Origin of the sequence: Streptomyces sp. NRRL F-4489, from assembly GCF_001509485.1 — a bacterium.
Classification (GTDB): Bacteria; Actinomycetota; Actinomycetes; order Streptomycetales; family Streptomycetaceae; genus Streptomyces.
Map to the genome: position 1 here is coordinate 71,805 of NZ_LLZI01000001.1, position 25,668 is coordinate 97,472.

A 25,668-nucleotide genomic window follows, 5' to 3' on the forward strand; every position below is an offset into this window, starting at 1 on the left:
GCCTGGACGCCCGGACACCCAGGCGCCCACGCACCCAGTCACCCGCACGCCACTCTCTCCCCACCAGACACCGCGAGAGGAGCCGACATTGGCTCTCCCCCGTGCCGGGGGCCCGCCCCCGCCCGGCTCCGTGCCGAAGAAACTCATCGCCGCCTCGGTCTTCGGCAACACCATCGAGTTCTACGACTTCGCGGTCTACGGGCTCATGACCGCCCTGGTCTTCGACAAGGTCTTCTTCCCCGCCGCGGATCCCGCCGTGGGCACCGTACTGGCCTTCGCCGCCTTCGCCGTCGGCTTCCTCTCCAGGCCGCTCGGCGGTGCCGTCTTCGGGCACCTCGGCGACCGGTTCGGGCGCAAACCCATGCTGCTGTGGAGCCTGGGGATCATGGGAGGGGCGACCTTCCTGATGGGGCTGCTGCCCAGTTACGCGGCCGTGGGCATCTGGGCCCCCGTGCTGCTCACCGTCCTGCGGTTCTGCCAGGGGCTGGGTCTGGGCGGGGAGTGGGGCGGTGCGGTGAGCCTGGTGATCGAGAGCGCGCCGCCGCACCGCCGCGGCTGGTACGGCAGCCTGGTGCAGACCGGCAGCGGGCTCGGGATCATCCTGTCGTCCCTCACCCTCACCGCCCTGCTGGCCGGCCTCACCACCGAGCAGCTCCTTGCCTGGGGCTGGCGCCTCCCCTTCCTCGTCAGCATCCTCCTGGTCGGCGTCGGTCTCGTCATACGCCAACGGATCGAGGAATCACCGGAGTTCGAGCGGTTGAGGGATCAGGGGGCGCCGGTCCGGGCGCCGTTGCGGGAGACCGTGCGCCGGCACGGGAAGAGCATCGGGCTCGCCATCGGGATGCACACGGCCATCGCGGCGTTCGGCTTCCTCCTCGGTGTGTACGTCATCGCGTACCTCGTCGACCAGCTCCAGCTGTCCCGGTCGACCGCGACCACCATCAACGTGGTCAGCGCCGTCTTCTACCTGGCCGGCATGCTGCTCTCCGGCCGGCTGTGCGACCGCGTCGGCCGCCGCCGCGTCTATCTCGCCTGCGGTCTGCTGCTGATCCCGACGCCGTTCCTGCTGTTCGCGCTGCTGGACACGCGTTCACTGCCGGTGGTCTTCACCGCGTGCTGCCTGGCGAATTTCGTCAACGGGCTCCCCTACGGCGTGCAGGCGTCCCTGTTCTGCGAACTGTTCCCGGCGTCCGTGCGCTACAGCGGCATCTCGCTCGGCTTCCAGATCGCCACCGTGCTCGGCGGGGCCCTGGCCCCGACCGTGGCCGCCCTGCTGCTGCGGGCCTCCGGCGGCCGGTCCTGGCCGATCGCCGCCTATGTCTCCGTCCTCGCCGTGGCCATGGTCGCCTGCACGGCGGCCGCCCGCGGCATTCACCCGCGTACCGAGTCCCACGCCGTACCCCCCGGTCCCCTCCCCGTACCTCATCGCCCGCCCTCGCAGCCGTAACCGCAACCGCACCCCGGTCACCCGCCGACCACTCCCACCCCTCCGCAACGCGCCGAACACCCGCCCCCCGCAACGCGCCGAACACCCGCGACAAGGAGCACACCCCATGCAGCGCAACATCGTCCTGGTCATGGTCGACCAGCTCGCCGCCCGCTGGCTGGAACAAGCCTGGGACGGCATCGTCGACCTGCCCAACCTCCGGCGCCTGGCGGACCGCGGTGTGCGGTTCACCAACGCCTACACCCCCAACCCGGTGTGCAGCCCGGCCCGGGCCAGCGTCGCCACCGGACTGACCAGCCAGGGGCACGGCGTCACCGAGTGCGGCTACACCTTGGACCCCGAACTCCCCACGTTCATGCGGGAGTTGCAGCAGGGCGGCTGGCGCACCGGGCTGTTCGGCAAGCTGCATCTGGCGCCCTCCATCGCCGGGGTGCGCCCCGACTACCGCCGGTACGGCTTCGACGTCACCTGTGTCACGGAGGACGCCCGGGCCGGCGAGTGGCTGGACTGGGTCCGCGACCAGCACCCCGGGCACTACGAAGCGGCGCAGGCCACGGTCTGGATGACGATGATTCCGGAGCTGACCGGCTACGGTCCCGACCGGATCGACCTGCGCGCGGAGATCGAGAAGGCCCGGCAGCGCTATCCGGAGGCCGCCACCGAGGCGTACACCCTGCCCTTCCCCGCCGAGGTGTCGCAGACTGCCTGGATCACCGACCGGGCCTGCGACTTCGTCCGCTCGACCGCCGCGGACACCCCGTTCTTCGCGCAGGTCAGCTACGTGCAGCCGCACAATCCGTTCGCGCCGCCGGCCGAGTACGTCCCGCACGTCCGCACCGAACGCATCCCCGAGCCCGTCCCGGCCGAGTGGGCCGTGGCGGACCGCCTCCCCTACTTCGCCCAGGAACGCTACGGCCGGTGCAGTTACGACACCCGTGACTGGGCCCGCGACCGCCGGCTGTACTTCGCGGACTGCGCCCACCTCGACCACGAACTCGGCCGGCTGCTCGACTGCCTGGCCGAGACCGGCACGCTGGCCGGCACCTACGTCCTCTTCTGCTCCGACCACGGCGAACTCCTCCACGACCACGGCATGCTGGGCAAGTGGGAGCGCCACTACGACCCGTGCATCCGCGTCCCGCTGATCGTGAACGGCCCGGGCCTCACCCCCGGCTTCCGCGACGAGCTGGTCGAACTCACCGATCTCGCGCCCACCATCCTGGACCTGGCCGGACTCGACCATCCGGTGCTGCCCCGGCCCGACCTCGGCCGCCCGCGCAACCCCGAACGGATCCCGCTCTTCGCGGGCCGTTCGCTGCTCCCGCTGTGCCTGGGCGGCGAACCCGGCGATGACCAGGGCGGCGAGGCGGAGCCGTGGCGCGACGCGGTGTACATCCAGAGCAACAACAACCACTGGGAAGCCTCCCCGCGCAGCTGGGCACGGACCATCCGCACCGCGCGCCACCGCTACACCACCTTCTTCTCCGGCGGCGGCGAGCAGCTCTTCGACCTCGTCAGCGACCCGGACGAGCAGCACAACCTCGCCGGCCTCCCGGAGTGGGAGGAGACCCGGCGCGAGCTGCGCGACCGGCTGCTGGAGATGATCGTGTGCGCCGGCTACCCGAACAGCCCGCGGGACTTGTTCGGCATCGGCACCTGGTGACAGTCGTAGGATCAAGGCCGTGAGGAAGCCCCCCAAACGTGCATCGGCAGTCGCCCAGGCCATCCGCGAGCACATCGCCGCGCAACTGCGACCGGGCGATCAGCTGCCCTCCGAGGCCGAGTTCACCCGGAGCCTCGGTGTCAGCCGGGTCACGGTGCGCGATGCGCTGAGCCAGCTGTGGGTCGAGGGCCTCATCACGCGCCGCTGGGGCGTGGGCACCTTCGTCCGCGAGCGTCCCGTCGCGGCCGGCGGCGCGGTCGCCAACATCTACGTGGACCTCGGGGACGTCGGTTCCCTGCCCGAGCGGATCCGGCACGAGGGGCACACCCCGGAGCTGGCCCACGCGCGGGTCGAGCAGGTGCCCTGCCCGGCGGAGAACGCCGCGGACCTGGGCACGGAGCCGGGCGAGCAGGTGTGGTTCATCGAGCGCTGCCTGTGCGTCGACGGCCGGCCCGGCGTGCTGCTGCGGGCCTATGTGCCCCTGCGGGTCAACGGGGTGGCGGTCGACGCCACCCCGCTCACCGCCCTCGACGCCGACATCCCCAGTCTCATCCAGCGCACCGGCACGCGCGTCGTACGGGACGAGGCGCGGCTGGACGCGGCGGTCGCCGACGACACGATCCGCCGGCTGCTCGACCTTCCCGAACCGTCCGTCGCCGTGCTGCACGCGCACCAGGCCAGCTACTCCGACGCCGGGGACATCGTGGTGTCGACCGAGAGCTACTACCGGTCCGATGTGTTCTCGATCATGCTGGTGCGGACGGCGTCGGGGTGAGCCGGGGCCGGGGCCCGTTCGCGCCGCGCGCCCGGGCCCTTGGCGAACGGCGTGCGCCGCGTCAGGGAGACGAGTCGCGGACGCGCAGGGTGTACGGCATGGGCGCGACGGGCGCGACCGTCTCGCCCTCGATCGCGGCAACGAGCAGTTCCACCGCCTGGCGGCCGTAGGTGTCCAGGTCCGTACCCACCGCGGACAGCGAAGGGCGCAGGTATTCGGCCATGGGGACGTCCTCGCACGAGATGACGGCGAGGTCGCCGGGCACGCTCAGGCCGCTGTCGGCGGCGGCGCGCAGGGCGCCCAGGGCCATGGGCACGTTGGCCGCGAGCACCGCCTCCGGCTTCGTCCCGGACGCGAGTACGTCCGCCATGGCGCGCCGCGCCGGCCCGGCCTGGAAGTCCCCGTCGAGGACCATCCGGCGCGGCACCCGCCGCCCCGCGGCCCGGCACGCCGCCCGGTAACCCGCCAGGATCTGCCGCGAGTAGGCGGACGACGCGTTCCCGCTCAGGCAGGCGACGGGCCAGCGCCCGCGGTCCAGCAGGTGGGCGGTGGCCTCCCGGGCGGCGGCCGCGTAATCCATCACCATGGCGGGGACGGACAGGCCGGGCAGCCGCTGCGAGGTGCTGACGGCGGCCACGCCCTGCTCCAGGAGATGCGCGAGGGCGTCCCGGACGGGGGGTGTGTCGAGGTCGTCCGCGGTGGCCAGCAGGATGCCGTCCACCCCCCGCTTGGGCAGCGACGCGAGGAAGCCGAGGAGGCGGTCGGTGCGGTGGTCGAGGTCGCACAGCAGGACGCTGTACCCCTTGGCCTCGGCGGCCTGCTCGATGGCTTTCGCCAGCCGCCCGTGGAACGGCTGCGAGATGTCGCCGACCAGCAGCGCCAGGGTGTCGAACGTGCCGCTGCGCAGCCCGCGGGCGGCCGAGCTGGGCTGGTAGTTCAGGCGCGCGACGGCGGCCAGGACGCGGTTGCGCTTCTCCGCCACGACGATGTCCGGGTGGTTCAGGACACGGGAAACAGTCGCCGGCGAGACGCCGGCCGCCCGGGCCACATCGCTGATGGTGGCCATGGCGCCCCCTTCGTTCCTCGTCGCTCCCTCGGCGGGCAGCCGCGGTCCGCGGAGGTCCGCCGCTGCCCGCGCCAGCCTACTGGCTGCCGGCCCAGTCACCGGCGCGCCGTCCGTCCCCTCAGCTCAGCACAGCTTCCCGCAGGCATGGTCCAGGAAGAGCCGGCGGTAGCGTGAGGCGTCCACACCCAACGCGACGTCCACGAGCGGGCCGATCGGGGCGCCGTCCAGGTCGGACTCGCCGCGATGGCCCCGGCGGTCGACGACGGTCTGGCCCCGGGTGATCCCCTCCGCCAGGCAGATCCGCACGGGCAGCGGGGTGGTGCGCAGGCCCCCGGGGTCGGCGGCGGCGCACACCGCGCCCGCGTCCCCGAGCCCGGCACCGCCCGGTATCGCGATCCGGGTGTCGTCGGCGCCGCCCGACAGATGCCGCAGCAGCCGGCCGGCCAGCCGCGTCCCCGGCTCCTCGGCGGCGGCGAGCGTGTCGACCTCGGCGCGGCTGAGGGCGACGTCGTAGAAGACGTCCAGGCCGTACATGGTCAGGGGCACGCCCGCGCCCAGCACCAGAGCGGCGGCTTCCGGATCGTGCCAGACGTTGAACTCGGCGACGGGCGTGGCGTTGCCGACCGCCGCCGTCCCGCCCATGAAGACGATGCGCTTGATACCGGCGGCGACCTCTGGGTGACTGCGCAGCAGCAGGGCCGTGTTGGTCATCGGCGCCAGGGTTATCAGGGTGACGGGAGTCGGACTGTCCGCGATCTGACGTCGCATCAGTTCAACGGCGTGCAGCTCGGACGGGCGGCGTGTGGGTGCGGGCAGACCGAGGTCGGCCAGGCCGTCGGCGCCGTGGACGTGACGGGCGTCGTGCCAGTCAGCGAGGAGGGGCCGCTCGGCGCCCCGGCCCACCGGGATGTCGGGGGCACCCGCGGTCTCCAGCACGGTGAGCGTGTTGCGGACCACCCCGTCGACGTCCGTGTTGCCGGCGACACAGGTGATGGCTCGGACGTTCAGCCCGGGGTGCCGGACCGCGAGCAGCAGCGCGAGCGCGTCATCGACACCGGTGTCGACATCGAGGATCACTTCTTCCATGAAGGTCACTCCTTGCTTTCGATGGCTTCGGCGACCTCTTCCGGGGTGGAGGCGCCGAGGAAGTCGAGCGTCACCGCGTCGAGGACGTCCGCGGGGAACGGGAACTCGCCCTCGTACGCGGACGACACCTGGCTGACCGGATCGCGGCCGGCGTCCAGGCCCCAGAACGACAGGTGCGGTGAGGTGACGGGGATGGCGGCCTTGCCGACGGTCCGGCCGGCCTGCACCAGGGTGACCTCCGCGGAGCGGTCGCCGGCCCGGCTCAGGGTGAATCCCACGGCGCAGTCGCCGGTCGGCGCCTCGGTGTCGGCCCGGCAGACGACGCGTTCGCCCAGTGCGTGGTGCTCGAACGCCAGGCGGCCGTTCCGCAGATAGAGCACATAACCGCCCTGGCAGCTGCCACTGGCCAGCAGGACGCCCTCGTCGTCCGGCCGGCGGCCCCGCAGCCGCGCCGTGATCCGCATCGAGCGGTCGGTACCGGTGACCAGGCTGGAGATCGGCACATGGCCGTGCCCGGGGCGGAGCTCCAGGCGCCGGCGGCCGGCCAGGCCGTGCGGCGGGCGCAGGCCGAGGAGTTCGGCCAGGGAGCGGTCGTCCAGCGGCAGGACCTGGTTGGCCTCGGCCTCGCGCCACCACAACTCCCGCAGGGCGGCAAGCCGTTCGGGATGGGCGGCGGCCAGATCGTGGCACTCGGAGAAGTCGGTCGTGGTGTCGTACAGCCGCCAGGTGTCGTCCTCGTAGGGAACGCCCTGGCGGTGCTCGGTGACGGCCTTCCAGCCGCGGTGCCAGACCGCCCGGTGACCGAGCATCTCCCAGTACTGGGTGTCCCGGGGGGCCGGGGCCTCGGGGTCGGTGAAGGTGGCCGCCGCGCTGCGCCCGTCCGTCGCCACCGACGTCGCACCGATCACGTCGAGTACGGTCGGCGCCACATCGATGGCGTGGACGAACTGGGTCCGCACCTCGCCGCGGGCCGGGATGCCGGCGGGCCAGGAGACGACCAGCGGCGAGCGGACGCCGCCCAGGTCGACGTACTGCTTGTAGCGCCGGAACGGGGTGTTGCCGGCCATCGCCCAGCCCTCGGGGTAGTGGGCGGGGCCGTCGGGGCCGCCGATCCGGTCCAGGCGGGTGAGCTGGGTCGCCACGTCCTGGCGGGAGCCGCCGTAGGGGCCGTTGATGTCGACGGCGCCGTCCGGGCCGCCCTCGCGGCTGGCGCCGTTGTCGGAGAGCACCAGGACGAGGGTGTTGTCGAGCTGCCCGAGCCGGTCCAGTGCGGCGACGAGCCGTCCGAGCTGGGCGTCGGCGTGTTCGAGGAAGCCGGCGTAGGCGGCCTGGAGATGGGTGTAGAGCCGGCGCCGGTCCTCGTCCAGTGCGTCCCAGGGCGCGACGCCCGGGTTGCGGGGCGCCAGCTCGGTGCCCGGCGGCGCCACGCCCAGGTCGATCTGGCGGCGCAGCCGGTCGGCGCGGGTGCGGTCCCAGCCCTTCTCGAAGACCGGCAGGTAGGGGTCGATGTACGCGCGCGGTGCCTGGAACGGCGCGTGCGTGGCGCCGAAGGCGAGCTGGAGGAAGAACGGCTGCCCCGCGCGGAAGGCGACGTGGTCCGACACATAGCCGATGGCCCGGTCCGCGAGGTCTTCGCTGAGGTGGTAGCCGGGATCGGCCGGCGGCGTGACGGGGTGGTTGTCCTCGTAGAGTTCGGGCGCGTACTGGTCGGTGCAGCCGTCGAGGAAGCCGTAGAAGCGGTCGAATCCCCGGCCGAGCGGCCAGTTGTGGTGGGGGCCGGCCGGTGTCACCTCGTGCAGGGGCGCCAGGTGCCATTTGCCGACCAGGTACGTGCCGTAGCCCTGCGCGCGCAGCAGTTCGGGCAGCATCGGCACGTCCGGGTCGACCCGGCCGCGGGAGTTGGGGAAACCGGTGTCGGTGTCGGCCAGGAACCGCATGCCGATCGCGTGGTGGTTGCGGCCGGTCAGCAGGGCGGCCCGGGTCGGCGAGCACAGCGGGGTCACATGGAAGTCGGTGTACCGCAGTCCCCGCCCGGCCAGGGCGTCGATGGTGGGCGTGTGGATCTCCGACCCGAAACAGCCGAAGTCCGCCCAGCCGGTGTCGTCCAGCACGACTGCCAGGACGTTCGGCCCCGCCGGTCCGTCCGGGGCGGCGGCGGGCCACCAGGGGGTGGATTCCGCGACGGTACGGCCGATGCGGCCGGGGAAGGGGTGGGGGCGGGGGTTGTGCATGAGGGGGCGCTCCTTGCTTGGGTTGGTGCGGTTGTGTGTGTGGGTGCGTGTGGCTTGGGTGCGTGTGCGTGACTTGGGTGCGTGCGTGTGGCTTGGTTGCGGCAGGGATTCGAAATCGATTTCAGGACCGGCGTGTGACTGGCTGCGTAGCGATCCGGGTCAGGTCGTGGCGCCCTCGGCAGGCGGGACCGTCGCGGCGGACTCCCCGGCACCGCCCCCGCTTTCGCCCTCGGCGCCGCCCCCGGCACCCTCTCCGCGCCCGGCGGTCGCGGTACGGACGGTCAGCGCGGCGACCAGGACCAGTACGCCCACACCCGCCAGGTACAGGGACGCGGGCCACGTCGCCCCGCCCGAGCCGTCGACCAGTGCCTGGATGACGAGGGGCCCGGCGCCGCCGCCGATGATGGTCGCGGTCTGGTAGCCGATGGACATTCCGCTGTAGCGGGTCTCCGGCCCGAAGAGGCTGGCGTAGAAGGCCGGTTCCGGTGTGGAGATGAATGCCTGGACGACGGCCACGCCGATGAAAGCACAGAACAGCGCGCCGACCTGCCCCAGTCCCGCCAGCCAGAACATCGGGAAGGCCCAGACGATGATGGCCGCCCCGCCGATGCTCACGAACCGCCGCTGGCCGCCGCGATCCGCGAAGCGCCCGATGAGCAGGGTGAGGACGAAGTGCACCACGCTGCCGGTGATCGTCCCGGTGAGGGCGACGGCCGGACTGAGGTGCATCGCCTTCACCGCGTAGCCCACCAGGAACGTCCCGCTGAGGAAGCCGACCGTGGTGGGTCCGGCGTGGATGGCGACGACGGCCAGGATCTGCCGGGGATGGCGGCGCAGCACCTGCAGAACGGGGCTGGGCGACGGCCGGTTCGCCGAACGCAGGCGCGCGAACTCCGGTGTCTCCTCGACCTTCATGCGCAGCAGGAGGCCCACGATGACGAGCACGATGCTGACCAGGAAGGGGATCCGCCAGCCCCAGGCCAGAAGTTGGGACCGGGTGAGCGTACCGGTCAGGACGGCGACCACACCGTTGGCGAGGATCACACCCAGCGGCGCGCTGGCCGAGATGAGGCTGCCGAAGAAGGCCCGGCGGTGCTCGGGGGCGTGCTCGACCGCCAGCAGGGCGGCGCCGCCCCACTCGCCGCCCAGGCCGATGCCTTGCAGGAAGCGCAGCGTTACGAGCAGCGCCGGCGCCCAGACACCGATCTGCGCGTAGGTGGGCAGCAGCCCCACGGCGAACGTGACCGCGCCGGTGAACAGGAACGTGGCCACCAGCATGGGGCGCCGCCCCACCCGGTCCCCCAGGTGCCCCGCGAGCAGCCCTCCGATCGGCCGGGCGATGAACCCGACCGCGAAGGTGCTCAACGCCAGCAGCGCTCCGGCACCGGGCGACTGGGCGGGGAAGAAGACATCGGCGAACACCAGCACGGCCAGCGGGCTGTAGACGAAGAAGTCGTAGAACTCCAGCACCGACCCGAAGCCGCCGGCCAGGGCGGCCCTCCAGGGCTGACCGGCCGAGCGGACCGGCTGGTGGGAATGCGCAAGATTCACTGAGCACCTCACGGGCGGGCGGCGACGAAATCGATTTCAGGCCGCGCGTCTTGCTCACCTTGCTTACCGAAGGGCGATAGGGGCTTGAAATCGATTTCAGATTTCGGCCAACCTACGAGTGGCCCAGTTCACTGTCAACCCTCCCCACCGCACCCTGCGCCGGACCGGCAGCACCCCAAGCCACCCGCGACGAAGCCACCGACCACCGCGACCGACCGACCACCACCCACCCCGTCGCCATCACCCCCCCTCACCCACCACCCCGTCACCCATTCGGCGGACATGTTCTGGCCAACGGGTTGGTCCGCGCCGACGGTGGGAGGGTTCCCATCCTTCGAACACAGGGGTTATCCATGGTGATCAAGAAGCTGCACGAAGCGGGCCTGCGGAGCGATCACGCGTACACGGCCGCGGTGGCCTCGGTCGGCCTGTCCTTCCTGGCCTGGCTCGGCTCCGTGAAGGGCGAGAGCGCCGGCACCGACCGCGCCGACCGGTGGGGCATCTTCGTCGGCGAGTGGGCGCCCACCTTCTTCGGCCTGGGGCTGGCCCTGGCCAGGTACGAGGACAAGTGAACGCCTGAATCTCACGACGGAGGCGCGGCGGTGAACCACCGCGGTGCCGGCGGTACTGGCGATACCGGAGCGCCGGTGATCACCGCCCGGTGAAACGGGCATCCCGGCGCTCCGCGAAGGACGCCACACCCTCGGCACCGTCAGCCGTGGCGGTGAGACGGGCGATATCGGGCCGCAGTCGGGCGATGGCCGCGGCATCGCCGTGCTCGCGGGCCCGGTGCGCGGAGGCGAGCGCGGTACGCACCCCCAGGGGCGCCGACCGTTCGCAGATGACGCCCGCGATCTCCTTGGCCCGCGCGACCGCCGCGGCGCCGTCGCCGACGACCTCCTGGACCAGTCCGATGCGGTGGGCCTCGGCTGCGTCGAACTCCTCACCGGTCAGGATCCAGCGCATGGCGTTCCCCCACCCCGCCTCGCGCGGAAACCGGAAGGTCGCGCCGCCGAACGGGTAGATCCCCCGCCGGATCTCGAACTGACTGAAGCGCGCGTCCCGCGCCGCCACGCGGATGTCGGCGGCCAGCAGCAGCTCGATGCCCAGGGTCATCACCCAGCCCTGCGCGGCCGCGACGACCGGCTTGGACCAGTTCCCGTCCAGCCGCCACGGATCGCGGCCGCCCTCCGGGACGGCGAACTCCCCCGACACCAGCTCGGCGCCGACGTCGAGCATGTCCAGTCCACCCGTGAAGTGGTCGCCGTGGGCGAACAGCACGCCGCACCACAGGTCGTCGTCCGCCTCCAACCGGCCGTACGCCGACGCCAGTTCACCGATCATCTGCCTGGTGAAGGCGTTGCGCTTGGCAGGACGGTTCAGACCCATCAGCAGCATGTGCCCGTCCCGCTCGACCGTGACCGTGCTCCCCGCGTCCCCAGACGTCGCACTCATCGCCCCTCCTCCTCGCCGGCACCGCCGACACCGCCGTCAGTTGCATGATGAGACCCACGAGACGTTAGTCCGGCCGGAGCGCCAGGACAAGTGCATCTCATCATGCAACTGATAAGGTCACGGGCATGAGACGGACCTCTTTCGACAGCTGGCCCTGCTCGATCGCCCGCACCGTCGACATCCTGGGCGACGGCTGGACGCTGCTCGTCCTGCGCGAGGTCTTCTACGGCGAGTCGCGCTTCGACGGCTTCATCGACTCGCTCGGCATCGCCCGCAACACCCTCACCGACCGCCTCAGGCGCCTGGAGAACGCGGGCCTGCTGCAGCGTCGCGCCTACCAGAGCGACCCGGTCCGCCACGAGTACCTGCCGACCGACAAAGGCCGCGATTTCTTCGGCGTCCTCGCCGCCCTCAACGCCTGGGGCGACCGGTGGCTCGCCGGCGACGAGGGCGTCCCCGTCGTCATGGAACACACCACCTGCGGCCACGACACCCAGGCCCGCGTCGTCTGCTGCTCCTGCGGCGAACCCCTGCGCCACGACAACACAACCGTCCGCACCGGCCCCGGCTACCCCACCCGACTGCTCGCCAACCCCGAGATCGCCAAACGCTTCCCAGCCCGCCAAGCCACCCAGCCACAGCCAGACACGCCCGCGGGCCCCTGACGACCAGGCCCGCACGGGGCAGGGGCCACCCGGTCGCTTCGGGTGTCACAGCCGCGCCGCAGCGCCTCATAGCTGTGCCCCCAGGGAATCAATATGTGTGCCGGCGGGAACAGAATTTGCGCATACGCCCCGAGAGCATTTCTGTCGCGGCAGGCGGAATTGAATTACTTATTGCGCAATGCCGTTCGTGCCGTGCTAGTCTCGATCTCAGTTGCAGTTGTGGTTCCCGCAAGCTTCAAGACCCCTCACCTTGGCCAACGCGTGCCGGTGGGAGTGCCTATGCATTTCCGGTCAGTTTCCGGCGGGGTAATCATCGCGACGACACGGAGCCCACACGGTGTGGGCTCCGGCACTGCCTCGAAGGAGAATTGACATGGCTGCTGGCACCGTTAAGTGGTTCAACGCTGAAAAGGGCTTCGGCTTCATCGAGCAGGACGGCGGCGGCCCCGACGTCTTCGCCCACTACTCGAACATCGCCTCCCAGGGCTTCCGTGAGCTTCAGGAAGGCCAGAAGGTGACCTTCGACATCGCGCAGGGCCAGAAGGGCCCCACGGCTGAGAACATCGTCTCCGCCTGACGCCGCGCGCACATGAGAGCTGGGGCCCGCACCTTGGGTGCGGGCCCCAGCTCGTTGCATCGCGAGGAGCTGCGCGGGGAGATGCGCGGGCAGATTTCGGGCCGCCGGCCGGTAGCCGGCGGACGGGACCACTCAGGTAATTCACTCGCCCGCTCCCGGGAATTTCCTCGCTCCGCACCGTTCGAGCCGGCCCGTGCGCTTGGGGGCGTTTCCCCGTTTCCTGTCGTGTCCCCGGATCACCTCACCCCTGTCAGCCAGCTTCTCCCACATACTTGCGAGGCATCATGCGCGTCGTCATCGCCCGATTCCCGTTCGATCTGACCAAGAATGAAGTGCTGGAACTGATGAAGGGCGTCAAGCCCGAGCCCATCACCAGCGGCTCCGTGACGATCGGCCGCCGGCAGTACCCCCTCAAGCAGGTGGGCGCGGTCATCACCCGGCAGGACCGCCGTGACTTCTCCGCCGGAGAGGTCGCCCGAGCCATGACGCAGCTCGGCTTCACGTGCAGCACTCACCTCGAGGCCGACGCGCCCGCGCGCGCCTTGACGCCGTTCGAGACGGCATCCGCTCTTCTTGGCACCACCTCCACCCCTCTCTAGCGGGCGGTGGCGAAAGCCTGATCTGAACGCGGAGGGCCCCGCCGGCAGGTGTCGGCGGGGCCTTCCGCGTGCTGGTGTGCGGCAGGCGGCACGGGCTGGTGGGCCGCTCCACCGGCCTTCGCAGGGCAGGCTCCCGTGCCGGCGGCGGACACGGAAGGGCGGTGCCGTACGTCACCGGGGCGGGCGGATGGTGTTGAATTCCCTCGGGGCCCTGGTGCCGTACGGCGCCGGGGCCTTTCGACGCATGGGTTCAACGAGGTGACATGACAGAAGAAACCCCGCTCAGCGGTCGTCTGGACGATGACGACTACCCCGCCTACACCATGGGCCGGGCCGCCGAAATGCTCGGCACCACGCCCGCCTTCCTGCGGGCCGTCGGAGAGGCGCGCCTGATCACGCCGCTCCGCTCGGAGGGCGGTCACCGCCGCTACTCGCGCTATCAGCTCCGGATCGCCGCCCGCGCCCGCGAACTCGTCGACCAGGGGACACCGATCGAGGCCGCCTGCCGCATCGTCATCCTGGAGGATCAGCTCGAGGAGGCCCAGCGCATCAACGCCGAATACCGGCGCGCGGCAGCCGAGCGGGACCATGCCGCGCACTGATCCGGGGTGACGCGGCACAATCCCGTGCATCACCGCCGCGGAGGCATATGAGCCGTCCAGTCCGAACGGTCGGAATGGTCGGAACCGTCGGAACGGTTCGAACGGCCTGAAGGGACCGCCCGCCCCTTCAGGCACTGAACACGGCGTTGCGGCGCAGGAGTTCCGCGCACCACCGGAAGTGCCCGTCGCTGTCGTCCAAGCCGAAGAGGTCGTAGGTGGTGAGGGCGTATGCCGCCTGATAGGTGGCGAGAGTCGCCGGCGCGTACCCGAGCTCGTGGGCGAAGAGACCGGTCAGTTCCGCGGTGTGCTGCTCGGCGTGCGGACCGTACATGTCCCAGACGGCAGCGGTGACGGCGGCCTCGAAAGCCGGGTCGCCCGCGGTCGTGTAGAAGCCGAAGTCGTGCCTGACTGCGGCCCGGGCGACCAGGGCCGCGAGCGCGTCGCGGAAGCAGTCGTGATTTCGGCACCGGCGCCAATACGGCGGACGCCCGTGTGCCCGCGGTTGGCGAAGTGTGCGGCGTCCCGCGTCCCGACAGGGTCGCCGGCGGCTCCCCTGGGAAAACGGGCGGCGGAGCCTCACGTCCCGTTGGTACGGTGCACCGATGGCATCGATCAAGCAGTTCCAAGTCACCTTCGACTGCGCGGAACCCGAGCGTCTCGCTCGTTTCTGGTGCGAGGTGTTGGGGTACGTCGTGCCGCCGCCACCGGCGGGGTTTGCTACCTGGGACGAATTCCAGCGCTCGCTGCCAGCTGAGGAGCGTGACGCATGGTTTGCGTGCGTTGACCCTTCCGGTGTTGGCCCGCGACTGTTCTTCCAGCGCGTTCCCGAAGGGAAGGCCGCCAAGAATCGGCTGCATCTTGACGTGCGGGTCGCCACCGGGCTCAGGGGGGAAGAGCGCCTCGCCGCACTTGAGGCCGAGTGCGCGCGGCTGATCCCGCTCGGCGCCGTACACGTGCAGACGCTGTATGACGGTAATGATGCGTGCATCCCGATGCTGGACATCGAGGGCAACGAGTTCTGTCTTGACTGAGCGTTAGCTGAACACCTGCAATTGCGGCATGGTGCACCAGAACTCGGAATCCGCCAGGGTCTCCACCGCGAAACCTTGTTTGCCCTGTACGTGGACGGTGCAGGCGACGGAGATGTCATAGCGCTGGTTCGCTCTCGCCTGGAATGGCAGGACGAAGTCTCCGCCGTGGGCGGTCGCCGTGTAACTCTGTGTCTGGTTGGGGTTCAGTCCGCCGATCTCCCAGAGCGGGACCCATTTTCTGGCCTGAAGGGTGTAGTGGCCCGACGCGTCCACGCTTCCGACGATGATGCCCAGGTAGCCGCCCGAGGCGGCCGGCTGCTGTTCGTCGACGTGCGGATCGAAGACGCGGGTCTGGACCTTGGCGTAGCCGTTCCAGTTCACGTACGGCATGACGTTGAGCAGCCTGTCGGCCAACGGGGTCAGCCATACGCTGATCATCGCGTAGGAGTTGTTCTCACCCGAGGTGATGTACCGGGTGGCGCTGAGGTTTCCGGTGCGTACGTCGGCTCTGGCGGTATCCGTACCGGTCACCGGCGGCGGCACCCAGCTCCACCCTCTGCTGTAGACGTCGGGGCCGCCCGTGCCCTCGGTATCGGGCCCGTAGGTCGCTCCGAAGACGTGCGACGGAAATTCCTCCGGGGCCGGAACGGCGTGCGAGGGTGAGAACGCGTGCGACTGCGACGACGACGCATGGCGCAGGAATTCCTTGACGTGTCCCGCTGTCTCGGCGGCCGCGCTCCTGCGGAATTCCGCCCTCTCCTCCCGCTGCGCCCGCGTTCTTCCGGAAGGAGAAGAAGGGCCCTGATCCGGCCCCTGCCCGGGTTGCTGTTCTTCCCCCTGGAGGGAACGCAATCGGTCGGAGAGGAAGGGTTCGGAACCCAATTCCTCTTGCAGGACGATTATCTCCGCGTTGCTTCGTTCGTACGGGGCTGGCATCTGCGCACCTGCTTCCCGGCGCCTGGTTCTTCCGGACAACGCCCCTCTGTCCAGTGTCGGACGGGCGGAACGCCCCGCAACCGCTGCCCGCCCCTCCCCGGCCGACGTCGAAGAACGCGCGTAACGCCACCCCAGCTCAGCAGCTGCGCCGCCGCGGCCGCAGGACCACCGACGGCATCTCGGGCGCCGGGAGGCGGTCGCCGTCGTAGCCATGGACCTCGCCGAATCGGGTGCCTGTCATCCAGTCCGCGCGGGCCCGGACGATGTCCTCGTGGGAGCGGCCCACGAAGTTCCACCACATCACGATCTCCTCCTCGAACGGCGGGCCGCCGAGGAGGATCGCGCGGGCCGTTTCCGCCGCGGGGTTGGTCAGGGTGAGGCGGTCGATGCCTGGGTGGATGTACCCCAGCTCGGCTTGCTGGATGGTGGTTTCGGCCACGCCAAGGCTTCCCGTGTCGACGAGGAAGCCGTGTTCGAAGGCCAGGTCCACGTCGAGGGCGAGGGTGGCGTGCGGGGCGAGGAGGAGTTCGGCTCCGAGGAGGGGGGTGAAGGTCCGCACCGGGGAGCGGGTGCCGGCCAGCGAGCCGAGGAAGACCCTCAGCTCGGCGCCGGGCAGGCGTACAGGATCGGGTACGTGGTGCTGGAAGGCGGGGCCGGTGTCGCGGTGGGCTTCCGGCAGCGCGGTCCACAACTGCACGCCGTGGAGGACGGTCGTCCGCGGGGTGGAGACCTCGGAGTGGGCGATGCCGTGTCCGCCGGTCATCAGATTCAGCTCGCCGGGGCGTACGAGGGCGTGGGTGCCCAGGCTGTCGCGGTGCTCGATCTCGCCGCTGAAGAGCCAGCTCACGGTCTGCAGACCGGTGTGGGGGTGCGGGGCGACGTCCATTCCGCCGGTGGCGGCGACGTCGTCCGGGCCGTAGTGGTCGGCGAAGCACCAGGCGCCGATCAGGGTGCGGGAGCGCTGGGGCAGGGTGCGCCGCACGGTCATCGCGCGCGGGCCGCCCAGGGGGACCTGCCGCGGGGCGAGGACCTCGACCCGCGGCGCGGCGGCGCTCCGCACACCCTCGACCGGCGCCGCACAGCGCATTTCGGCCGGATGCGCCTCGACGTTGCTCACGGCACTCGCCTTCCCCTCGGCAGGAGTAGCTCAAGGTAAAACGTTAGTTCAATGTAAAAGTATTGCGCGCCGGTGAGCTTTTTCGCATCCGGGCCGGTGCCGGCTGGCGCTCAGGGGGTGGCCGCGCGGACCCGGGCCGCGGCGCGGGTCAGGCCGGTTTTGAGCCACCGGGCGGCGGGGCGCTCGACGCAGCGGTGCACCAGCCAGGCGGCCACCAGCAGCGCGGCGACGGCCGCGGCCAGCACGCCGTACGACGGCAGCCGCGGCTCCAGGAGGCCGATCAGCTTGCGGCCGATGTTCTGGTGGAGGAGGTAGAGCGGATAGGTCAGCGCGCCCGCGTACGGCAGCCAGCGCCACTGCATCCACGTCAGTCTGCCGGTGGCGACGAGCGCCATCACCGCGAAGCAGGCGGCCAGGACGAGGACGACCGGCCAGAACGGGACGTGGTGGCCGATGTAGCGCGGGAGGCGCTGCCACGAGGAGTGGACGAACGGCAGGCAGGCGCCGAAGCACACCAGGACCAGGCCCGTGAGCAGCAGATCGGGGCCGAAGCGGTGCATGAGGTAGAAGGCGATACCGGCGATGAAGTACCAGCTGTAGTCGGGCATCACCAGCAGCCGTGCCGGGCTGTCGTCGTAGCCGGCGAAGAGCGCACTGGCGACCACCCACACCCAGCAGAACGCCAGCACCCGGCGGTAGGTCAGGCCCCACCAGGCCAGCGCGGCGAAGAGCAGGTAGAAGCGCATCTCGGCGAAGAGGGTCCAGTAGACGCCGTCGACGTGTTCCACGCCGAGGGGTTCCTGGAGCATGGTGAGGTTGGTGAGCACCATGCGCAACGGCAGCCGGGAGTCGCCGAGGGGAAAGGCGATGAGCACCGCGGCCGTGGTGAGCACGGCGAACCAGTAGGCGGGGAACAGCCGCACCACCCGCGAGGTGAAGAAGTCGCCGAGCGACCGGCCCCAGCAGCTCATGCAGATGAGGAAGCCGCTGATCAGGAAGAACAGTTGCACCCCGAGCCACCCGTAGGCACCGACCGGGAAGAGGCCGGGCAACAGGGCCTTGGGGTCGGTCCGCCAGGCGCCTTCCCGGGCGACGAGGTGGTAGAGGACCACGGCCAGGGCCGCCACGAGCCGCAGCCCGTCGACCGCGAGGATCCGGCGGCGCGGTGGCCGCTGCGCGGATACCGCATCGGTCCCCTTGGACGGTCCGGCGGCGACCGGGACGGCCGCTGCGCTGCCACTCGCTATACCCATGTGTCTTCCATCTGTTCTGTGAGAAACCTGTGGGAGGTTACACAATCCCTTATATGTCGCTGAAACCGTGAAGTGGGTACGGGGTGGAGTGCGTTGCGCCCGGCCCCGCATGCCACCCCGCCTCCCCCGATGCACCCTGGGGTTATGGGGCGTGTGAATGAGGAGGTCGAGGGGCTGCTGCAGGAGTATGCCGACCTGATCGCGATCAGTGGGGGTGATGCGTTCAAGGCGCGGGCGTATGAGAAGGCGGCGCGGGCGATCGGGGGGCATCCGACGGATGTGGGGCGGCTGGATGTGGCGGGGTTGCGGGAGATTCCGCATGTGGGGGCGTCGATCGCGGAGAAGGTGGCGGAGTATCTGCACACCGGGCGGGTGTCGGTGATCGAGGAGACCCGGGCGGCGATTCCGGCGGGGGTGCGGGAGCTGATCACCATCCCGACGCTGGGGCCGAAGAAGGCCATGGTGCTCTACGAGGAGCTGGGGATCGCCTCGGTGGACGCGCTGCTGGACGCCGTCCACGAGGAGCGGCTGCGGGAGCTGAAGGGGTTCGGGGAGAAGACCGAGGCGAACATCCTGCACGGGATCGCGCTGCTCCAGAAGGCGGGCGGGGGGCGGATCCTGATCAGTGCCGCGATGGACGTGGCCGAGCAGATCACCGGGGAGCTGTCCCGGATCACCGGGTGCGAGCGGTGCGGCTACGCGGGGTCGCTGCGGCGGATGCGGGAGACGATCGGGGACATCGACATCCTGGTGGCGGCCGAGCGGTCGGCGCCGTTCATGGCGGCGCTGGCGGAGCTGCCGGCCACCGCCGAGGTCATCGCGCACGGGGAGAAGAAGACCTCGGTCCGTACGACCAAGGGGCTCCAGGTGGATCTGCGGGTGCTGCCGCCGGACTCCTGGGGCGCGGGGCTCCAGTACTTCACCGGGTCCAAGGGGCACAACATCCGCACCCGGGCGATCGCGGTGCGGCACGGGCTGAAGCTGTCCGAGTACGGGCTGTTCGACAGCGAGAGCGGGGAGTTGGTGACCTCGCGGACCGAGGAGGAGATCTACCAGCGGCTGGGGCTGCCGTGGATCCCGCCGCCGCTGCGGGAGGACCGCGGCGAGATCGCCGCCGGGCTCCGCGGCGAACTGCCCGAGCTGGTCACCGAGGACGGCATCCGCGGGGACCTGCACACCCACACCGACCTCACCGACGGGCTGTCCTCCCTGGAGGACATGGTCGCGGCGGCCGCCGAGCGGGGCTACCGGTATTACGCGGTCACCGACCACGCGCCGAACCTCTACATGCAGCGGATGACGGACGAGAAGATGCTCGCGCAGCGGGAACAAGTACGCGCGCTGGACGGGAAATTCCGGCGGATGCGGCTGCTGCACGGTACGGAGCTGAACATCGGCCCGGACGGTGAACTTGACTGGCCCGACGACTTCCTGGCGGAATTCGATCTGTGCGTGGCGTCGGTGCATTCGCACTTCAACCAGAGCCGCCGGGAGCTGACCCGGCGGCTGGTCCGGGCCTGCGAGAACCCGTACGTGGCGATCATCGGCCACCCCACCACCCGGCTGATCGGCAAACGCCCGGGAATCGACGCGGACTTCGACGAGGTGTTCGCGGCCTGCGCCCGCACCGGCACCGCGCTGGAAATCAACTCGCATCCCGAGCGGCTGGATCTGTGCGATGAGGACATTCTCCGCGCCAAGCGTCATGGCGTGAAATTCGCGGTGAATTCCGATGCGCACGCCACCACGCATCTGCCGTATCTGCGGTACGGCGTGGGCACCGCGCAGCGCGGCTGGCTGACGCCGGAGGACGTCATCAACACCTGGCCGCTGACCCGGCTGCGGCGGTTCCTGCGCGGTGGGCGGCGGGGCTGAGGCCGGTCAGGCCGGTTCGGGGGCCGGCTCCCGGGCGGCGGCCGCGTCCCCGGTGCGGGTGCGGTGGTGGACCCGGGCGAGCAGGGCCGCCGGGTCGGGGTCGGCCTGGAGGGCGCGGAGCAGCAGCCGCCACAGGTCGTTGAGGTGGTCCTCGATGTTCCGCCGGCCCTCCAGGGCGTCGGAGACGGTGTGCAGGCCGAAGAAGGCGCAGACGATGCCGTGGGCGGTGGGCGCGGGCGGGATGCCGGGCGCCAGCTCGCCGTTGCGGGCGGCCTCCTCCAGGAGCTGGGTGACGGCCTCGATCCAGCCGAGGAACGGGGTCGGCAGCTGCGTCTCGATGGCCTTGCGCTCCGCCCAGAGGCGGGCCCCGGCCCGGACCACGATGTCGTCCCGGAACGCCCGCGCCACCTCGAAGCTGAGCCCGACGAGTTTTTCCAGGGCGGGCACCCCGGGCTCGCGGTAGCGGCTGATCAGTTGCGGCCAGGTGGCGAAATGCTCCTCGACGATGGCCAGTGCGAGCTTCTCCTTGCTGGCGTAATGGAAATAGATCGCGCCGCTGGTGCGGCCGGAATGCGCGCTGATATCGCTGATACTCGTCCCGGCATAGCCCCGTTCATCGAACAGAGTTGCGGCCGCTTCCAGCAGGAATCTGCGCGTGGTCTTCGCCCGGATCTGCACGTGCACCTCGGATGTCGGTCTCCACCTGCTGGAAATGTACCGCGCCCGGCCGCCGGCAATTCACGGGTGCGCCTGTTCGAATTTCGATATTCCCTGGTCATATGAGTACGTCACCTACCGGCCCGGCCGGAGCGAGCGGACCGCTCATCCGGTCCGGAACCGTCGAACCGCTCAACCGGTCCCGGACCGTCGAGCGCGAGCTGGTCCACCGGGCATCCGTGGCGGAGGTCCTGCTGACGGACGTCCGGCCCGCGGCGGGCCGCCCGGACGCCTTCGAGGCGGCCGCGGCCTGGCCCCGCGCCCACACCACCTTCCCCCGGGACGGGTCGCAGCGGCACAGCCCGCTGGTGCTGGTGGAGACCCTGCGCCAGCTGGGGCTGTACATCCCGCTGCGGTTCCACGGGGTCCCGGCGGCGTGCCACGCGATCATCACCGACCTGTACTTCCGCCTGGCGCCGGAGCGCGAACCGGCGGCCGGGCCCGGGGCGACCGAGATCACCTGCCGGGCGCGGGTGGGCGGGGTACGCCGCGCGCCCGGCGGCACCGTCACCGGCCTGCGGCTGGACGTCTCGTTCGCGGCCCGGGGGGCGGTGTTCGGGCAGGGCGGCGGCGGCGTGCGGTTCGTGGACGGGGCGGGGTACGCGGCGCTGCGCGGCCGGGGGGCGGCCCCGGTGGAGCCGTCCGGCATCCGGGCGGGCGCGTCCCGTCCGCCGGCCGCCGCGCTGACCGTGAACCACCCGCAGGACGCGGTGCTGGCCGAGGACGGCGACGGGCTGCTGGTGGCGCCGGCCGATCCGCTGCACCCGTTCCTCTTCGACCACCCTTCCGACCACGTACCCGGGATGGTGCTGCTGGAGGCCGCGCGGCAGGCCGCGGCGTACCGCAGCGGGGGCGCGCTGGCCCGGCCGTGCGCCGGGCAACTCAGGGCGGTGCGGTTCACCGAACTCGCGCCGTCCGCGCGTGTGCTGTGCACCCGCCACCACTCGACGTGCGTGTTCCGCGTCGTCCAGGACGGCACACCAACGGCCTACGGGACCCTCAGCTACCCATAGAGCATAAAATATGGACATTTATGTCTCTATTGACCCTGGCGCGTTGCCGTACGTAACGTAACGATCGTTATTTTCCGACGCCGAGCGCGCCTTGGTCTCCCCTGTCGGGAGCCGCCCTCCGCCGGGAACCCTTCAGCCCGCTGCCGCGGCCGTGCACCGACGCAGACACGCCCTCGAGGCGACCGGTCACACCGCCGCCCTCCGGGCCCATCGGAACGGAACCTCGGATGACCGCACATCGCATCCTTTCCTGGACCCCAGCCGCCGTGGTCTTCGACTGCGACGGCACGTTGATGGACACCGAACGCCACTGGGTGGACGCCCGTGACGCGGTCCTGCGCGAATACGGCTGCACCGCCGCCCCAGGCTTCGCCGAGCAGGCCCGGGGCCTCCACTACACCGCCTGCGGACGGCTGATGGCCGACCAGGCCGGCCGGCCGGAGCTGGCCGACGAGATGACCGACGCCCTGCTCGACCGCTTCCGCCGGCTGGTCGCGGCCGATCCGGCGACCATGCCGGGCGCGCCCGAACTCGTCCGCACCGCCGCGCGGTTCGCGCCGCTGGCGGTGGCCAGCAACTGCCCGCTGGAGGTCGTCGAGTCCTGCCTGGACCTGGCCGGACTGCGCCACTTCTTCGGCCACATCGTGGTGCCGGACGACACCACGAGACCCAAACCCCATCCGGACGTCTATCTCACCGCGGCCCGGCTCTGCGGGGTCGAGCCGGAACGCGCGCTGGCGGTCGAGGACTCGCAGTGCGGTATCCAGGCCGCCGCGGCCGCCGGGCTGCGGGTGATCGGCGTCGGCCCGCGGCCCAGCGGCCGGGAGGCGGCGCCCGCCGACTGGTGGGTCCGGTCGCTGGCCGAACCGGCCGTGCAGGGCTGGGCGGGGGCCCGGATCCCCGCCCAGGGCGGCGGCCCCGGCTCCGCCCGCAACGGGAGCGCCAACGGCAGCCCCAACGGCAGCAACGGCAGCGGCCCGGGAGCGTCCCGGAACGGCAGCGGACCGGGGCCGTCCGGCAGGAGCGACGGCGGCGGGCCCCCGGCCAACGGCACGGGAAACGGCGGCGCGCCGTGAGCGGGCGGTAACTCCGGCCCGGTGCCGGAACGTTGCGGCACCGGGCCGGACACCGCGCGGCGGGCCGGCGCGTTAGGCTCGCCGCATGCTGTGACGCCGGCCCGCGCCCCGGGCACCTCCGCTCCCTCCTTCGTCCCCGTACCGCCCTCCGGATCCGGACCACGAAGGAGAGTCCCGTCATGACCACCTCGGCCCCGATCGGCGTACCGGAAGCGTTCGCCGCGTCGTACGGCGCGCACGGCCCCACCGAGCGCGCCTGGCTCGCCCAACTGCCCGCGCTCGGCGCGGAGTTCCTCGACCGCTGGGCGCTGCGGCCGGACGGCCCCGCCCGCTACGGCATGGCCTCGCTGGTGCTGCCCGTACGCCGGGCGGACGGCGGCCCGGCCGCGCTCAAGCTCCAGCGGGCCCGGGAGGAGACCCGGGGCGCCACCGCCGGGCTGCGGGCCTGGGACGGCGACGGCATCGTGCGCCTGCTCGACCACGACGCCGCGACCGCCACCCAGCTGCTCGAACGGCTCGACGCCCGGCGCCCGCTGTCCTCGGTGCCCGACGGCACCGAGGCGCTGGAGATTCTGGCCGGGCTGCTGGCGCGGCTGGTGGCGGTGCCCGCACCGCCGGGCCTGCGGCGGCTCGCGGACCTCGCCGCCGCCATGCTCGACCAGGCGCCGCGAGCCGTCCGGGCGCTCCACGACCCGGACGAGCGGCGGCTGGTGCGCACCTGCGCGGCCGCGGTGGCCGAGCTGCTGGGCGAGCCCGGGGACCGGCTGCTGCACTGGGACCTGCACTACGACAACGTGCTGGCCGGGGAGCGGGAGCCGTGGCTGGCCATCGATCCGGAACCGCTGGCCGGGGACCCCGGGTTCGAGCTGCTGCCGGCCCTGGACAACCGCTGGGCGGAGGTGGTGGCCACCGGTGACGTACGGCGGGCGGTGCTGCGCCGCTTCGACCTGCTGACCGAGGCGCTCGGCCTGGACCGCGCGCGGGCGGCCGGCTGGGCCCTCGGCCGGGTGCTCCAGAACGCGCTGTGGGACATCGAGGACGGGGCCACCGCCCTGGAACCGGACCAAGTGGCCATCGCCCAGGCGCTGCTGAGCCGGTGACGGGCGGCCCCGGCGGTGTTCCGGGGCGCGGTGGCGGTCTGCCATGCTGCCGGGCGGGGCACTCCCCCGCCCGGCGCGGGCACCGGGCCCGCCGGGGACGGCCGAGGAAGGGGCGGCGCATGGACGACGACGGCGGCACCGGGGAATCCGGCACCGGGGGATCCGGCACGACGGAGTCCGGCTCCGGGCCGGGCGCCGCGCGGATCGCGCTCACCGGCACGGCCGCCGCGCTGCTGCGCTCGCTGCGGGAGCGGCACGGGCCGCTGATGTTCCATCAGTCCGGCGGCTGCTGCGACGGGAGCGCGCCGATGTGCTATCCGGCCGGGGAGTTCCGGACCGGCGCGTCGGATGTGCTGCTGGGGCGGCTGGCGGTGGCCGGGGTGCCGGAGCCGGTGGGCTTCTGGATGTCGGGCGAGCAGTTCGCCCGCTGGCGGCACACCCATCTGACGGTGGACGTCGTACCGGGGCGGGGCAGCGGTTTCTCGCTGGAGGCGCCGGAGGGTGTGCGCTTCCTGATCCGCTCGCGGCTGCTCACCGAGGAGGAGCGGGCGCTGCTCGAAAACGGCGAAAGCGGCTGAGGCGGGCGGGCCCGGCGGGCGGTGCGGCACCGGGCGGCACTGGTGAGGCCCCGCGCACGGGGGAAAGCGCGGGGCCTCACCGGGAACAACGGGCGGTGGGGGGCCGGGGTTCCCGCCCGGCGCGGAATTCGCGGAAATTTTTTCCGCGGAGCGGGGCCGGGCGCGGCTACGGGCCGAGGGCGGGCCACAGAGCCGGCGCCCCGCTACGCCTCGTCCTGGACCAGCCGTTCGAGGAGTTCCTGGAACTCGCGGTCCACCACCACCCGCAGGCCGTCGCCGTCCGGTTCGCTCAGCGGGGTCATCATCCCGCGGCGCCACCAGTACACCCGGGGGCTGATCGCGCCCGCCGCGTCCTCGTGCCCGGCCGCGGCGAACTGCGCCATCGACTGGAGCGCCGGGATCACCTGGGCGTCCTGGATGCGGTGGAACGCCAGCTGGTGGCGGAACGGCAGGGCGACCAGGGCGCCGTCCGGGGTGAGGCCGGTGCCGGTCAGGCGCTCGACCAGATCGTCCAGGACCAGCACCCGGCTGGCGGTGAAGAAGGAGTCCCCGAGCAGCACCTCGAACGCCGAGCCGTCGCCGCGCCGCACCGTCTCGTGGCCCTCGACGGGCAGCGCGCGGAGGTTGTTCATCGCCCGGATGCGCAGTTCGGCGACGTCGCCGAGGTCGGCGAGCGAGTCCTCGCTGAGCATCTGCACCGCCTCGGGGAGGTCGAGCGCGAGCACTTCGCGCAGTCCGGGGGCGGGCTCCCGGCCGTAGCGGAAGGAGTCGGAGGCGGGCAGGGTCTCCTGGGCGACGACGCGGGGGTAGAGGCAGGCGCGGATCTCGTCCTGGGAGAGGATCTCCAGCGGCTGCGGGCCGTCCATGGTGCGCAGCACCTTGCCGACGTGGTCGCGGATCAGGCCGGGCCAGCTGCGCTCACCGCGGCGGTCGCGGTGGCAGACGGCGGCGAGGTTGCCCAGGCCGAACTGGCGGCCGGCGGAGTCGGTGACCACGCCGGCGTACGCGGTGACCTCCAGACCGCGCTCGGCGAACGCCTGCCGGACCTGCGATCTGAAGACCCGGCCCTCGCGCTCGGAGAAGAAGCTGAACTCCTCGTCGCGCGTCAGGTCCCGGGGATCGCGCTTCGGTCCTCGGCGGAACAGACCCATTCTTCCTCCCGGCTGCGGCCGGCCGCATCGGCCCTTGAATGCGCCGATCGTAACGGGTGCCTCTGACAGCGGCGCCGCCCCGCGGCCTGGGACGGGCCACGGGG

24 protein-coding genes and 1 pseudogene are annotated in these 25,668 nt (G+C 71.7%); 14 read left to right on the plus strand and 11 right to left on the minus strand.

Annotation, left to right across the window (positions count from 1 at the left end; all coding sequences use genetic code 11):
* The first annotated feature begins 88 nt into the window (after window positions 1–88).
* The 3 genes from ADL22_RS00325 to ADL22_RS00335 all read left to right on the plus strand — a co-directional run bounded on the left by ADL22_RS00325 (window position 89) and on the right by ADL22_RS00335 (window position 3,885).
* Window positions 89–1,447 (plus strand): MFS transporter, encoded by a 1,359-nt coding sequence (locus tag ADL22_RS00325; protein WP_066972364.1) that lies wholly within the window; start codon window positions 89–91, stop codon window positions 1,445–1,447.
* A 106-nt stretch (window positions 1,448–1,553) separates the two neighbouring features.
* Complete coding sequence (locus tag ADL22_RS00330; protein WP_066972367.1) at window positions 1,554–3,110, plus strand: sulfatase; 1,557 nt, start codon at window positions 1,554–1,556, stop codon at window positions 3,108–3,110.
* Between the two features lie 19 nt (window positions 3,111–3,129).
* Window positions 3,130–3,885: a GntR family transcriptional regulator gene (locus tag ADL22_RS00335; protein ID WP_066972370.1), complete on the plus strand. Its 756-nt coding sequence runs from the start codon at window positions 3,130–3,132 to the stop codon at window positions 3,883–3,885.
* A 61-nt stretch (window positions 3,886–3,946) separates the two neighbouring features.
* On the opposite strand, the gene ADL22_RS00340 is transcribed toward ADL22_RS00335, so the two are convergent.
* From ADL22_RS00340 to ADL22_RS00355, 4 genes are all read right to left on the minus strand, one after another.
* The gene (locus tag ADL22_RS00340) at window positions 3,947–4,951 is read right to left on the minus strand and encodes a LacI family DNA-binding transcriptional regulator (protein WP_066972373.1); all 1,005 of its coding nucleotides are present in this window, start codon (window positions 4,949–4,951) and stop codon (window positions 3,947–3,949) included.
* Between the two features lie 123 nt (window positions 4,952–5,074).
* A complete protein-coding gene (locus ADL22_RS00345) occupies window positions 5,075–6,037 on the minus strand; it encodes a nucleoside hydrolase (protein WP_066972376.1) in 963 nt (320 codons plus the stop codon).
* Window positions 6,038–6,042: 5 nt separating this feature from the next.
* Entirely contained in the window at window positions 6,043–8,268 is a 2,226-nt protein-coding gene (locus ADL22_RS00350) for an arylsulfatase (RefSeq protein ID WP_066972379.1), read from the minus strand.
* A 159-nt stretch (window positions 8,269–8,427) separates the two neighbouring features.
* On the minus strand, window positions 8,428–9,819 hold the full coding sequence (locus ADL22_RS00355; RefSeq protein ID WP_066972382.1) for an MFS transporter: 1,392 nt from the start codon (window positions 9,817–9,819) through the stop codon (window positions 8,428–8,430).
* A 353-nt stretch (window positions 9,820–10,172) separates the two neighbouring features.
* Between ADL22_RS00355 and ADL22_RS00360 the strand changes: the two genes are divergently transcribed.
* Window positions 10,173–10,391 (plus strand): hypothetical protein, encoded by a 219-nt coding sequence (locus ADL22_RS00360; RefSeq protein ID WP_066972385.1) that lies wholly within the window; start codon window positions 10,173–10,175, stop codon window positions 10,389–10,391.
* Window positions 10,392–10,470: 79 nt separating this feature from the next.
* On the opposite strand, the gene ADL22_RS00365 is transcribed toward ADL22_RS00360, so the two are convergent.
* On the minus strand, window positions 10,471–11,274 hold the full coding sequence (locus ADL22_RS00365) for a crotonase/enoyl-CoA hydratase family protein (protein ID WP_066972388.1): 804 nt from the start codon (window positions 11,272–11,274) through the stop codon (window positions 10,471–10,473).
* Between the two features lie 125 nt (window positions 11,275–11,399).
* On the opposite strand from ADL22_RS00365, the gene ADL22_RS00370 reads away from it, so the two are divergent.
* The 4 genes from ADL22_RS00370 to ADL22_RS00385 all read left to right on the plus strand — a co-directional run bounded on the left by ADL22_RS00370 (window position 11,400) and on the right by ADL22_RS00385 (window position 13,717).
* Window positions 11,400–11,939, plus strand: coding sequence for a winged helix-turn-helix transcriptional regulator (locus ADL22_RS00370; RefSeq protein ID WP_066972391.1), 540 nt, complete (start codon window positions 11,400–11,402; stop codon window positions 11,937–11,939).
* 373 nt (window positions 11,940–12,312) lie between these two features.
* Window positions 12,313–12,516: a cold-shock protein gene (locus ADL22_RS00375; RefSeq protein ID WP_033202321.1), complete on the plus strand. Its 204-nt coding sequence runs from the start codon at window positions 12,313–12,315 to the stop codon at window positions 12,514–12,516.
* 284 nt (window positions 12,517–12,800) lie between these two features.
* A complete protein-coding gene (locus ADL22_RS00380; RefSeq protein ID WP_066972394.1) occupies window positions 12,801–13,115 on the plus strand; it encodes an SCO5918 family protein in 315 nt (104 codons plus the stop codon).
* Window positions 13,116–13,378: 263 nt separating this feature from the next.
* A complete protein-coding gene (locus tag ADL22_RS00385) occupies window positions 13,379–13,717 on the plus strand; it encodes a MerR family transcriptional regulator (protein ID WP_066972397.1) in 339 nt (112 codons plus the stop codon).
* Between the two features lie 127 nt (window positions 13,718–13,844).
* Here the strand turns inward: ADL22_RS00385 and ADL22_RS35905 are convergent, their stop codons facing one another.
* On the minus strand, window positions 13,845–14,048 hold the full coding sequence (locus ADL22_RS35905; protein WP_066972400.1) for a hypothetical protein: 204 nt from the start codon (window positions 14,046–14,048) through the stop codon (window positions 13,845–13,847).
* A gap of 271 nt (window positions 14,049–14,319) precedes the next feature.
* On the opposite strand from ADL22_RS35905, the gene ADL22_RS00395 reads away from it, so the two are divergent.
* Window positions 14,320–14,748: a VOC family protein gene (locus ADL22_RS00395; RefSeq protein ID WP_066972403.1), complete on the plus strand. Its 429-nt coding sequence runs from the start codon at window positions 14,320–14,322 to the stop codon at window positions 14,746–14,748.
* Between the two features lie 3 nt (window positions 14,749–14,751).
* Here the strand turns inward: ADL22_RS00395 and ADL22_RS35115 are convergent, their stop codons facing one another.
* The 3 genes from ADL22_RS35115 to ADL22_RS00410 all read right to left on the minus strand — a co-directional run bounded on the left by ADL22_RS35115 (window position 14,752) and on the right by ADL22_RS00410 (window position 18,054).
* A complete protein-coding gene (locus ADL22_RS35115) occupies window positions 14,752–15,684 on the minus strand; it encodes a hypothetical protein (RefSeq protein ID WP_159048560.1) in 933 nt (310 codons plus the stop codon).
* A 136-nt stretch (window positions 15,685–15,820) separates the two neighbouring features.
* Entirely contained in the window at window positions 15,821–16,801 is a 981-nt protein-coding gene (locus tag ADL22_RS00405) for a pirin family protein (protein WP_066972409.1), read from the minus strand.
* 110 nt (window positions 16,802–16,911) lie between these two features.
* Window positions 16,912–18,054, minus strand: coding sequence for an acyltransferase family protein (locus tag ADL22_RS00410; protein WP_079063734.1), 1,143 nt, complete (start codon window positions 18,052–18,054; stop codon window positions 16,912–16,914).
* A 144-nt stretch (window positions 18,055–18,198) separates the two neighbouring features.
* Here ADL22_RS00410 and polX point away from each other — a divergent pair, with 144 nt between their 5' ends.
* Complete coding sequence (polX, locus tag ADL22_RS00415; RefSeq protein ID WP_066972415.1) at window positions 18,199–19,929, plus strand: DNA polymerase/3'-5' exonuclease PolX; 1,731 nt, start codon at window positions 18,199–18,201, stop codon at window positions 19,927–19,929.
* A 6-nt stretch (window positions 19,930–19,935) separates the two neighbouring features.
* Here polX and ADL22_RS00420 read toward each other — a convergent pair whose 3' ends face one another.
* Window positions 19,936–20,613, minus strand: coding sequence for a ScbR family autoregulator-binding transcription factor (locus tag ADL22_RS00420; protein ID WP_079063735.1), 678 nt, complete (start codon window positions 20,611–20,613; stop codon window positions 19,936–19,938).
* A gap of 95 nt (window positions 20,614–20,708) precedes the next feature.
* On the opposite strand from ADL22_RS00420, the gene ADL22_RS00425 reads away from it, so the two are divergent.
* The 4 genes and pseudogenes from ADL22_RS00425 (at window position 20,709) to ADL22_RS00440 (ending at window position 24,413) form a co-directional block, all read left to right on the plus strand.
* Window positions 20,709–21,659, plus strand: coding sequence for a ScbA/BarX family gamma-butyrolactone biosynthesis protein (locus tag ADL22_RS00425; RefSeq protein WP_079063736.1), 951 nt, complete (start codon window positions 20,709–20,711; stop codon window positions 21,657–21,659).
* A 227-nt stretch (window positions 21,660–21,886) separates the two neighbouring features.
* A pseudogene (locus tag ADL22_RS00430) lies at window positions 21,887–22,573 on the plus strand (HAD family hydrolase); the annotation flags it as partial.
* Window positions 22,574–22,914: 341 nt separating this feature from the next.
* A complete protein-coding gene (locus ADL22_RS00435; RefSeq protein ID WP_066972418.1) occupies window positions 22,915–23,835 on the plus strand; it encodes an aminoglycoside phosphotransferase family protein in 921 nt (306 codons plus the stop codon).
* A gap of 119 nt (window positions 23,836–23,954) precedes the next feature.
* Window positions 23,955–24,413, plus strand: a complete 459-nt coding sequence (locus ADL22_RS00440) for a DUF779 domain-containing protein (protein WP_066972421.1) — start codon at window positions 23,955–23,957, stop codon at window positions 24,411–24,413.
* A 203-nt stretch (window positions 24,414–24,616) separates the two neighbouring features.
* On the opposite strand, the gene ADL22_RS00445 is transcribed toward ADL22_RS00440, so the two are convergent.
* The gene (locus ADL22_RS00445; RefSeq protein ID WP_066972424.1) at window positions 24,617–25,564 is read right to left on the minus strand and encodes a hypothetical protein; all 948 of its coding nucleotides are present in this window, start codon (window positions 25,562–25,564) and stop codon (window positions 24,617–24,619) included.
* Between the last annotated feature and the right edge of the window lie 104 nt (window positions 25,565–25,668).